11 protein-coding genes are annotated in these 9944 nt (G+C 52.5%); 5 read left to right on the plus strand and 6 right to left on the minus strand.

The window, feature by feature from the left end:
• Positions 1 to 10 precede the first annotated feature (10 nt).
• The 3 genes from BLT35_RS17625 to BLT35_RS17635 all read left to right on the plus strand — a co-directional run bounded on the left by BLT35_RS17625 (position 11) and on the right by BLT35_RS17635 (position 2923).
• Entirely contained in the window at positions 11 to 727 is a 717-nt protein-coding gene (locus BLT35_RS17625; protein ID WP_074729190.1) for an AzlC family ABC transporter permease, read from the plus strand.
• Positions 718 to 1047: an AzlD domain-containing protein gene (locus BLT35_RS17630; RefSeq protein ID WP_054818190.1), complete on the plus strand. Its 330-nt coding sequence runs from the start codon at positions 718 to 720 to the stop codon at positions 1045 to 1047. The genes BLT35_RS17625 and BLT35_RS17630 overlap by 10 nt, the downstream gene beginning before the upstream one ends.
• A gap of 109 nt (positions 1048 to 1156) precedes the next feature.
• Positions 1157 to 2923 carry a B12-binding domain-containing radical SAM protein gene (locus BLT35_RS17635; RefSeq protein ID WP_074729192.1) on the plus strand — a complete coding sequence of 589 codons (1767 nt, stop codon included), beginning with the start codon at positions 1157 to 1159 and terminating at the stop codon, positions 2921 to 2923.
• A 73-nt stretch (positions 2924 to 2996) separates the two neighbouring features.
• Here the strand turns inward: BLT35_RS17635 and BLT35_RS17640 are convergent, their stop codons facing one another.
• The 4 genes from BLT35_RS17640 to mnmL all read right to left on the minus strand — a co-directional run bounded on the left by BLT35_RS17640 (position 2997) and on the right by mnmL (position 6383).
• Positions 2997 to 3962: a type I phosphomannose isomerase catalytic subunit gene (locus tag BLT35_RS17640; RefSeq protein WP_074729193.1), complete on the minus strand. Its 966-nt coding sequence runs from the start codon at positions 3960 to 3962 to the stop codon at positions 2997 to 2999.
• Positions 3963 to 4085: 123 nt separating this feature from the next.
• Positions 4086 to 4661, minus strand: coding sequence for a tRNA 5-(aminomethyl)-2-thiouridylate-methyltransferase MnmM (gene mnmM, locus BLT35_RS17645; protein WP_074729195.1), 576 nt, complete (start codon positions 4659 to 4661; stop codon positions 4086 to 4088).
• A 103-nt stretch (positions 4662 to 4764) separates the two neighbouring features.
• Positions 4765 to 5358 (minus strand): hypothetical protein, encoded by a 594-nt coding sequence (locus tag BLT35_RS17650; RefSeq protein ID WP_074729197.1) that lies wholly within the window; start codon positions 5356 to 5358, stop codon positions 4765 to 4767.
• Positions 5359 to 5405: 47 nt separating this feature from the next.
• Positions 5406 to 6383 carry a tRNA modification radical SAM protein MnmL/YtqA gene (gene mnmL / locus BLT35_RS17655; protein ID WP_074729199.1) on the minus strand — a complete coding sequence of 326 codons (978 nt, stop codon included), beginning with the start codon at positions 6381 to 6383 and terminating at the stop codon, positions 5406 to 5408.
• Positions 6384 to 6575: 192 nt separating this feature from the next.
• Here mnmL and BLT35_RS17660 point away from each other — a divergent pair, with 192 nt between their 5' ends.
• Both BLT35_RS17660 and trmB read left to right on the plus strand, forming a co-directional pair.
• Complete coding sequence (locus tag BLT35_RS17660; protein WP_074729200.1) at positions 6576 to 7040, plus strand: WGxxGxxG family protein; 465 nt, start codon at positions 6576 to 6578, stop codon at positions 7038 to 7040.
• A gap of 178 nt (positions 7041 to 7218) precedes the next feature.
• Positions 7219 to 7935 carry a tRNA (guanosine(46)-N7)-methyltransferase TrmB gene (gene trmB / locus BLT35_RS17665; protein WP_062409847.1) on the plus strand — a complete coding sequence of 239 codons (717 nt, stop codon included), beginning with the start codon at positions 7219 to 7221 and terminating at the stop codon, positions 7933 to 7935.
• A gap of 73 nt (positions 7936 to 8008) precedes the next feature.
• On the opposite strand, the gene BLT35_RS17670 is transcribed toward trmB, so the two are convergent.
• Together BLT35_RS17670 and BLT35_RS17675 are read right to left on the minus strand one after the other, a co-directional pair.
• A complete protein-coding gene (locus BLT35_RS17670) occupies positions 8009 to 9127 on the minus strand; it encodes an MGDG synthase family glycosyltransferase (RefSeq protein ID WP_062409846.1) in 1119 nt (372 codons plus the stop codon).
• A 57-nt stretch (positions 9128 to 9184) separates the two neighbouring features.
• Positions 9185 to 9712 carry a phosphatase PAP2 family protein gene (locus BLT35_RS17675; protein WP_062411050.1) on the minus strand — a complete coding sequence of 176 codons (528 nt, stop codon included), beginning with the start codon at positions 9710 to 9712 and terminating at the stop codon, positions 9185 to 9187.
• Positions 9713 to 9944: the final 232 nt, after the last annotated feature.

Consider the following 9944-nt stretch of genomic DNA (forward strand, 5'->3'; position numbering starts at 1 on the left):
GCTGGAGATCATGCCTACCCATGTGTCGGTTATCGAGGCAAAAGGGGATTTCGTTCAGGGGATTAAAGATTGTATCCCTACCCTGCTGGGATATTTAAGCATCGGATTTGCCGCAGGCATTATTGGAAAAACGGCGGGCTTAAGCACAGCTGAAGTCGCATTGATGTCCTTGCTGCTGTATGCCGGTTCGGCTCAATTCATTTTGGCTGGAATGGTCGCCGCGGGCCATTCGGCTACCGCCATTATTATTACCGTTTTCTTTGTCAATCTTCGCCATTTTTTGCTTAGTGCGGCCTTATCGCCTTATTTCCGCCATCTCACCCCGTTCAGAAACATGCTGATCGGTTCCCTGCTCACGGATGAAACCTTTGGCGTGGCGATAGGGCAGACGGCGAATCGAAAGGCTCTCGGCGAAAAGTGGATGCACGGCCTCAACTTGGCCGCTTACAGTAACTGGTTTGCAGCCAATGTAGCCGGGGCGATCCTGGGCCAATGGATTGCGCGGCCGGAGCAATTCGGGTTGGATTTTGCTCTGCCAGCCATGTTTATAGGCCTTCTGGTATTGCAGATGTTAAGCCGCGGCACCATTGCGATAGATATTAGCGTGGCGGTATTTGCGGTTATTGTGGTGGTAGGCATCGGCTGGATGTGGTCGGGAAGCATCGCGATCATCGTGGCTACGGTGGCAGGAGCGACCTTGGGGATGGTGATCGGACGATGGAAGTAAGATGGGATATTTTATTGATTATTATCGGGGCATCGCTGGTCACGTTCATTCCCCGGGTCGTCCCCCTGATGGTTTTAAGCCGTATTCCACTGCCCGATTGGGCCCTGCAATGGTTAAAGCATGTCCCGATTGCCGTCATGGCCGCCTTGGTCGGGCAAGAGCTGTTCGTATCGGACAGCAAACTTGTATTGTGGAAGAATGTCGATCTGGCGGCCGGCCTGCTCACCTTTATCGTGGCCATCAAGACCCGGAGCCTGTTATGGACGGTGATTGCGGGTACCGCTTGCGCCATGGTACTGCGCATGGTGTTTCATTCATGAAGGGAACGCGGCAGGGGAGGCCGGTGATTTTGTCTTCCCTCCGGTTTGCGTGTACAATAGGTACAAATCGAGTAAGGCCAATTGTAAACAAAGAAGGTTTAAACCCAAGATGAAAAGCATTGTTTTATCCACACTTAATGCCAAATATATTCATACCTCTCTGGCTCTCCGGTATTTGAAGGCATATAGTCAAAAGGATTTTCCCGACATCCAGATTGCCGAATACACGATCAAGGACCCCGCGATGAACATCGTATCGGATTTGTATCAGCGAAAGCCGGATGTGGTCGGATTCTCCTGCTATATATGGAATATCGAAGAAACCATCGTCGTCATCGGCATGCTCAAAAAAATTATGCCCGACTTGGTTGTGGTGCTCGGCGGACCGGAGGTGTCTTACGACACGGACTATTGGATGAACCGTCTTCCGGAGGTTGACTTCATTGTCATGGGCGAAGGGGAAGAAACGTTCCACCATTTGCTGTCGGAGCTGCGGGGGGACCGCGCCTTCTACAGCGTGTTCGGCGCCGCTTACCGCAAGGATGGCCGTGTCGTCATCAACCCGCCGCGTCCGAAGCTGGCGCTGGATGATATACCGTCGCCGCATCGTTTTGCGGAGGACGTGCCGAGTCTTGCCAACCGGGTCGTTTATTTTGAAACCAGCCGCGGTTGTCCTTTCAGCTGCCAATTTTGTCTTTCTTCTATAGAAGTGGGCGTCCGGTATTTTGATATGGAGCGTACGAAAAGCGACTTGTTGTATTTGATCGAATCCGGCGCCAAGCTGATCAAGTTTGTAGATCGGACATTCAACATCAAGCGCGACTATGCCATGGAGATTTTCGAATTTCTCATCCGGAATCATCGCGGCTGCGTGTTCCAATTCGAGATCACTGCAGACATCATGCGTCCCGAGGTGCTGGATTACTTGGCGGAGCACGCGCCGCCGGGGATATTCCGCTTTGAGATCGGCGTACAGTCGACCAACGATCTGACCAACACGCTGGTGAAGCGGCGGCAAAATTTTGCCAAGCTGACTCGTACGGTGACGAAGATCAAAGAGAGCGGCAAGATTGACCAGCATCTCGACTTGATCGCCGGATTGCCGGAGGAGGATTACAGTTCCTTCCGCCGCACGTTCAACGATGTGTTCGAGCTGGAACCCGAGGAGCTTCAGCTCGGATTCCTGAAAATGTTGCGCGGTACCGGGATGCGCCACGATGCGGAAAAATACGGCTACATTTATATGGATCATGCTCCGTATGAAATTCTCGGCAACAACATTCTCCCGTTCAGCGATCTGGTTAGGATCAAGAGGGTCGAGGATGTGCTCGAAAAATATTGGAATGCCCACCGGATGGACCATACCGTAAAGTATTTGATCAAGCATGAGTTCCCGTCGGCGTTTGACTTTTTCCAGGAATTCGGAGATTACTGGGAGGAGCGGGGCTGGCAGAAAATCGGCCATCAGCTGGAGGATTTGTTTACCCGGCTGCACGCTTTCTTGAAGCATCGCGGGACGGAGGAGCTTGAAGTGATCGAAGGCTTCATGAAGCTCGATTATTTTCTGGGTCACAAGTACAGGCCCCGGAAAATTTGGTGGGACTTCACGCTGGATAAGCCCCGGCAGTCGGATTATATGCGGCTGCTCGCGGATCGCCCCCATGCCGTATCGGACGCTTTCGCGGCGCTGGCGATTGGAGAGAAAGAACTGCACAAGCATACGATGATCGAGGTGCTTCCGTTCCGGCTTGACCACTACCTGAAAACAGGCGACATCGACCGTTCCGCCGAGCAGCTGCTGATTGTTCATTACCCGCCGGATGCGGCCGCCCGCGCGCAATATTTCACCATGAATGTAAAGAAGTCCGCTGTGTAATCTTCAAAGCAAGTAAAAATAACACCGCCTCGCAATGACTAAAACTTTAGTCTTAGAGGCGGTGTTATTTGGTTTATGGCAGATAGCTGCGAAGCACGGTCATGCTGCCGGTAAGCGAATAGCTGCCGAGATTGGCCGGGAGCAGGTAGCATTCGCCCGGTTTCACGGGGAGCTCACCGTCCGCCCAGCGGATGGTACCGGCTCCGTCGCAGATGATATGGATCACGAAGCTGTCCGGTGTCGTTTGCAGGCTCCAAATGCCTTCGACCTGTCCTTTGTCCGTTACGAAGAAAGGAGACCGGGCCAGTGTTAACCATTCATTAGAGGCGGACAGATCAGTTTTCATATAAGTAGCGCCAGAGCCTTCATAGGCGATCACATTCAGGGAATCTTCGATGTGCAGCTCTCTGGGCTTGCCGTCCAGACCCAGACGGTCATAATCGTACAAACGATACGTGCTGTCGGAATTTTGCTGGATTTCCGCCACCAGGATGCCCGCCCCCAGTGCGTGCACCGTACCGGATGGGATATAGAAAGAGTCGCCGGCCTGCACTGTAACTTCATTCAGGCAGTCCATGATGCGGTTTTCATTGATGGCGGCCGCAAGCTGTTCGCGGTTTACGCCGTCTTTCAGTCCGTAGATGATTTTGGCGCCGGGCTTGGCATCCAGAATATACCACATCTCGGTTTTCCCGAGCTCTCCTTGCGGAAGACGTTCATAATGATCGTTCGGATGCACCTGGACGGAAAGGTCGTCCTGGCAATCCAGCAGCTTGATCAGCAGCGGAAAGCGGCCGTTTTTCTCGGAGAAGCCTTTACTGCCGAATAAGACCTTACCGTATTTCTCCCTGATCTGATCCAGTCCCATTCCGGCCAGTTCCCCGTTTACAACGGTGGTTGTTCCGTTGGGGTGATCTCCGATCATCCAGCCTTCTCCGATGCGCCCTTCCGGCAGTTCGAGTCCGAACCGCTCAAGTGCTCGTCCCCCCCAAACTCTTTCTTTAAATTCAGGTTTGCATTGCAGCGGATATGGTTTCATCGTATGACTCTCCTATTTTTTCTATTTTAAATAGAATTATATCAATCCGGATGCATCATTGGCTATAGGTTTGGAGAAGGAGGGAAGGATTAGGAAAAATGGAATGAATCGGATGGGTTGTGCTCATAAACGTTTCTCGATCGCAATCAAATAAGGAGGACGGTTGATTTGATTCATGAAACGATATTGCAGCACTTGAAACTGCTTCTGCGGAAGCTCAGAGGCCCACTGTTCGACGGCGGCCGCTTCTTCCTCCCCGCCGGGGTGCCCGGTATACAGAACTGCGGTTATGATGCCTCCGCGGCGGATCAGCCTGGCGGCCGCTTCCAAGGCGGTGACCGTTGAATCGGGCTGTGTTATCGTAGCGTGATCGGCCCCGGGCAGATACCCCAGGTTGAACATGACCACGGCCACAAGGCCATGCTGATCCTGAGGAATGACCCGCAGCAGTTCGGCATGGCTGCATCGATGCAGCATCACGTTCGTATCCGGCTGTTCCTTAGCTATGCGCGCCGCCGTATGATCCAATGCCTGCTGCTGAATATCGAATGCATGCACCGTACCTTCCGGCCCGACTATACGGGCCAGGAAGGCGGTGTCCAATCCATTGCCCGCTGTAGCGTCAATTGCCGTTTCCCCGGATTTAACGCGTTCTTCAATGAGTTTGTGGGTAAAGCCGAGAATCGAAACGAATCCCACGAAGGTCAGACCTCCCTGCAGATGAATTAGTTTTATCAAAGAGAACCATACTAATAGAAGGCAGACAATATGATGCCTGCCTTCGTTACTATTCTTGAGCGCCTTATTCCTGGATGCGAAGCGATTCACTTATGCCGGACGGAATCCCCAAGCTGCTCTCCATCCTCTTCCCGGGAACGGCGGAAGATTGCGTCTCTTCAGCCGGTTCAGCGCTTATGGTCGGGGGTGCAATGGGATCCGGCAGCATGGGGGCCGCCCGCTCTCCGTCAGGCTTGGCCGGATCGGCTCCCACCGTGGGCGGATCCACTATTCTCGTCACCGGATCCGTGGGCTTGTTGACAGACTCCGTCGATGGCGCAAAGGCTTTTCCGTTTTCCTGCAGCACCGTGGAGGCGGGAAGCTCAGGAACAGCAGGGGGCTTGGGAGCTATAGGCGCCGAAGATGCAGGTTTTGCCGCTTTCTGCGGCGACTCCGGCCGGCCGGTTTCGCTATCTTCAGCCGAATCCGCTGTCTTGGGAGGATTGGTCGCAGCTGGCGGAGCGTTCGGATCGGCCTTCGGAGTGTCCGTTTCCGCAGCGGGCGCAGGTATCGTTCCGGCCGGTGCCGGAGGAGAAGGCGGCTCGTTCGCACAGCCCGCCGCAATCAGCAGCACAGCGCCTAACGTCGAATATAGGAATTCCTTTGTGCCCCGCTGCATAGCGAACCACTCCTTTCAATGGCCTTTACCGTATTATAACACGTAATCTATGCATTAACCTCCGCAGTCTTCAAGCTTTTCAGCCATTTTTTGCCCTGCCAGGTATCACGGCGTCGAAGCTCCTCGTCGAAAGCGTTGAGCACCTCCCATTTTTTGAGACTCCACATCGGCCCGATGAGCAGATCGCGCGGAGCATCGCCTGTCAGGCGGTGCACGATCATCTCCGGAGGCAGAATTTCAAGCGTATCGACGACCAGGCTCACATACTCGTCTTTCTCCAAAAATCTCAGCAAACCGGCTTCATACTGCTTGACCATCGGTGTTTTGCGCATCAGGTGAAGCAGGTGGATTTTGATCCCTTGCACGTCCATGTCGGCGACCGCGCGTCCTGTCTCCAGCATCATCTCATGCGTTTCCTGAGGGAGACCGTAAATAATATGTGCGCAAACGCGAATCCCCCTTGCCCGGAGTTTGGCGACCGCATCCAGATAGCACTGCGTGTCGTGTGCGCGGTTAATCAGCTTCGATGTGGATTCATGGATCGTTTGCAAACCCATTTCAATCCATAAGTAAGTGCGTTCGTTCAGCTCGGCCAAGTAATCGATCACATCGTCGGGCAGGCAATCCGGACGCGTAGCGATGGATAAGCCGACTACGCCCGGCTGCTGCAGGATCGCTTCATAATATTCTTTCAGCACCTCTACGGGAGCATAAGTGTTTGTGTAAGCTTGAAAATAACCGATATAATGCGCTTCCGGCCATTTTTGGTGCTGGAGATCACGGATTTTGCCGAATTGTGTCACCAGGTCGTCGCGCCGGCTGCCCGCAAAATCGCCCGATCCCCGGGCGCTGCAAAAGGTGCATCCGCCTGTGGCGATCGTACCGTCGCGGTTCGGACAGGTGAAACCGGCGTCAAGCATGACTTTAAACACCTTGGTTCCGAATTGCTTCCGCATCTCGTAATTCCATGTATGGAAACGTTTATCTCCCCATGTCAGCGGTTCGATCGTTAAGGATGGATTCATAAGGCGTACTCCTTTTCTAGTAAAGCTTCTTTATTATATTTTATCAAAACCGGATGGAAAAGCGAACTGTATCAATTTCTTCCTTTACAAAACACTCCTGTCTTGCGACAGGATAAAAAAAGTCCGCTTGATCCATGCTATATTTGCAAGGCTGCAAAACAACTCAGCTTTAGAAGGGAGAACTCCTATATCATGAACAAGCTTGGTAAAACGGTTCTTGCTCTTGCGTTGACTGCTTCGTTGGGATTTGGCGGCCAAGCCTTTGCTGAGGTATCCTCCACCGGAACAGGATTGTCCTCCACCCAAGGGACCAGCACAGCCACTGCACCCGGCAGTACGACAACGACAGGAACCGGTACGGCAACCTACACGGGCACAACCGGCACCGCGGGTACCGCCGGCAGGGGGACTGCCACTTATAACGATCCCGTTACCGGAACCCGTACGAATAATTACAATGATAATATGCTGGACCGGATGAACACCTACAATACGCGTACCGGATACGGTTATGGGGGGAATTACGACACGACAACCTACCGGACGAATGCGGCGACAGCCGGAAGAGGTATGGATTGGGGCTGGTTAGGTCTGTTGGGTCTTCTCGGGTTAGCCGGCCTGCGCGGACGCAATCATGAAGAGGGCCGGGAGAAATAACCGATCCTTTCGGTTCCATCCCGATCCCGGAAAGTTCCCATTGACCGGTTCAGACCGCTTTAACACGGGCTGACCGGTCTTTTCATTCCTATCGTTTCAGAGTATAATCGTTCAATGACATTACGCAGGCTTGCGGCAAACTGCCGAAAGAAAATGCAAGCAGTTGGAGGACGGTACTATGCGTTTAAGAGGACGTAAGGGAATCAGGGAAGCGATCGAGGCACAGCCGGAGCTGGTAGTGCTGAATCCGGAGCCGTATAAAGGGAAATGGGCTGAAGTATTCGGCAATGACCGGCCGATTCATGTGGAGCTTGGGATGGGCAAAGGCCGTTTTATCAGCCAGCTTAGCGCTTTAAACCAGCATATTAACTACATAGGCGTCGATATGTACGACGAGCTGATTCGCCGTGCAAGCGAGAAAGCACGGGAATCACGTGAAGAGCAAGGGGGCGATCTGTCTAACCTGCGGCTGGTGCGAATGAACATAGAATCGATCGAGAACGTGTTTGAAGCTGGCGAAATCGAACGTATTTATTTGAATTTTAGCGATCCGTGGCCCAAAAAAAGGCATGCCCGCCGACGGCTCACCCATGCGAATTTTGTAAAAAAATATAGAACCGTATTAAATGAACGGGGAGAAATTCATTTTAAGACGGATTCCCGCTCTTTGTTCGAGTTTTCGCTGAATTCGTTCTCCGATCTGGGGCTTCGGATGCGCAATATCTCACTTGACCTGCATGCGGAGGGACCGCGTACGGACCTTATCATGACTGAATACGAGACGAAATTCTACGAGAAGGGCATGCCCATTCACCGGCTCGAGGTCGTCATAGGGGAAAAAGCCCTTGCCGAGCACCTTCGGCAGCTTGAAGCTGGCGAGAGCGGGCAGGAATAATTCCTATATGAACGTAAACAACCTGGCGGGAGAGTCCCGGCAGGTTGTTTAACGTCCGTTTGTGCGGGGTGGTTTATCCTTGCAGCATATTTATAATGGCGCGGGAGCAATCCGCCGGATGGTATGCATCCGTTCTGCGTCTCAAGCTTCCGCGGCGCTTCTCCAGATCTGGATAATGCTCAACCAGAAACCGGAACCAATGGGCGACCGTTTCCGCCGATTTGATGGGTTCTCCAAACCCGTGCTGCGTAAAATACTGCAGATTCTCTTCCTCTTGTCCCGGTATCGGCTTATAGAACAGCATCGGAATTCCCTTGGCCAGCCCTTCGGTACAGGTCATACCTCCGGGCTTGGTGATCAGCAGATCGGAAACCTCCATCCATTTGTCGATTTCTTTCGTAAAACCCAAAAGCCGGATATGGGGATGCTGGAACCGTTCGTCTTTTTTCAGCTCGGCAAGAGCCTTCTCGTTGCTGCCGAGACAGACGACAAGCTGTATCCGGTCCCGCCAGCGGATCAAATCGGTTAAGAAATCCTCGTTTTTGACAAGACCCCAGCCTCCGCCCATGACGAGAACGGTGGGCAGCCGTTTCAGTCCGAAATGCGAGCGGAGCTCTTCTCTGTTGTGTCGCTCCCAGAAGTTCGGATGAATGGGAATTCCTGTGACTTGAATGCGCTCCGATGGGATGCCGCGGATCAGAAGCTTCCGCTTCACGTCGGGAGTGGAAACCAGGTAGGTGCTTACTTCTTTACTGACCCAAGTCCCGTGAGCATCGTAATCGGTAATAACGGTACACAGCGGAACGGTCAATCCGAAACGCTTCAGCCTGGAAATTACAACGTTCGGGAACGGATGGGTGCATACGATCGCATCCGGCTTCAGCTGGCGTATCACTTCTGCGGCTTGTGCATAAAAAATCCGGTGAAGTGCAAGCTGCGAGATGCGGTTCAGCGACTTTTTATATTGTGACCGATAGACGAGCCCGTAAAGCTTCGGCTGTTTCGATACGGTTTTGCGGTAGGCGGTCAAAATCCATGGAGCTAAGGTTGGATGTAAAAACGTACCGAGCTCAAGTACATGAGTCTGGATGTCGGGCGAGAGCATGCGAAGACTGTCTGACAGCGCATAGGCTGCTTGCGTGTGGCCTGCTCCGAAGCCCTCGGATAATAATAAGACCCTCTTATTACGCATAACTCTTCACCATACCCTTGTTTCTTTTGAACTTATACCGAATTAACATTACTGCTTTTACCCCAAAAATGCAACGGTGGTCAGGGCGGTCGTCGTTCCGATCAGCAAGCCGGCCAGCACGTCGGACGGGTAGTGCAGTCCCAAATAGATCCGCGACATGCCAACGAGCGAAGCCACGGGAAGCAAAATTGCCGTGACCCAGGGAGTAATGAGCATCATGGGTACAGTTACTGAAAAAATGGCCGTCGTATGCCCGGAAGGGAACGAGTGGTCTTTCAGCGGTTTTTTGCATGTGTGGGTGCCTTCAAGTACAAGATAAGGACGCAGCCGCGGATATTTCTTTTTTATGATGGCGACAGGAACATGACTGAGTCCCAACGCGACACAGCTCAGCATTCCGGCCGATTTCCATACTCCCTCGGCAAACAGGGCGATGCAAAGCGCCGTGGCGATGGACGCTGCAGCGCCCCCCAGATGGGTGATGATGTTGAAAAAGAAATCCAGCGCTTGATGCCGAATCTGTTGATTGACAAAACAGAACATCCGGTGCTCATGATACTGAAGCCGCGTGACCAATCTGTTCATCATAGGATATGCCTCCCTGCAGTAAAATAAGCTTTTGTTCGGTTCTCATATGAATTGTAAGACGGAATTGTTATTGGAGTATCAACAGGATATGAAAGAATCTTATATTGACGAGGAGTTCATGGCCCTATATTATACATGACCTATGCAGTTCGTGGTAAGACCTGGTAAAGTTCTGGTCTGGGTGTAACCCAAAGAAGCATTAAATAATGCTCTGGCCAAAACAATTCAA

It is taken from the genome of Paenibacillus naphthalenovorans (genome assembly GCF_900099895.1).
In the GTDB taxonomy this organism is placed as follows: Bacteria; Bacillota; Bacilli; order Paenibacillales; family NBRC-103111; genus Paenibacillus_G; species Paenibacillus_G naphthalenovorans.

Excerpts from the sequence above, each read along its gene's own strand:
- BLT35_RS17625 (WP_074729190.1), top strand. The coding sequence starts at position 11 with ATGCCTACCCATGTGTCGGTTATCGAGGCAAAAGGGGATTTCGTTCAG.
- BLT35_RS17630 (WP_054818190.1), top strand. The coding sequence starts at position 718 with ATGGAAGTAAGATGGGATATTTTATTGATTATTATCGGGGCATCGCTG.
- BLT35_RS17635 (WP_074729192.1), top strand. The coding sequence starts at position 1,157 with ATGAAAAGCATTGTTTTATCCACACTTAATGCCAAATATATTCATACC.
- BLT35_RS17640 (WP_074729193.1), bottom strand. The coding sequence starts at position 3,962 with ATGAAACCATATCCGCTGCAATGCAAACCTGAATTTAAAGAAAGAGTT.
- BLT35_RS17650 (WP_074729197.1), bottom strand. The coding sequence starts at position 5,358 with ATGCAGCGGGGCACAAAGGAATTCCTATATTCGACGTTAGGCGCTGTG.
- mnmL (WP_074729199.1), bottom strand. The coding sequence starts at position 6,383 with ATGAATCCATCCTTAACGATCGAACCGCTGACATGGGGAGATAAACGT.
- BLT35_RS17660 (WP_074729200.1), top strand. The coding sequence starts at position 6,576 with ATGAACAAGCTTGGTAAAACGGTTCTTGCTCTTGCGTTGACTGCTTCG.
- trmB (WP_062409847.1), top strand. The coding sequence starts at position 7,219 with ATGCGTTTAAGAGGACGTAAGGGAATCAGGGAAGCGATCGAGGCACAG.
- BLT35_RS17670 (WP_062409846.1), bottom strand. The coding sequence starts at position 9,127 with ATGCGTAATAAGAGGGTCTTATTATTATCCGAGGGCTTCGGAGCAGGC.
- BLT35_RS17675 (WP_062411050.1), bottom strand. The coding sequence starts at position 9,712 with ATGAACAGATTGGTCACGCGGCTTCAGTATCATGAGCACCGGATGTTC.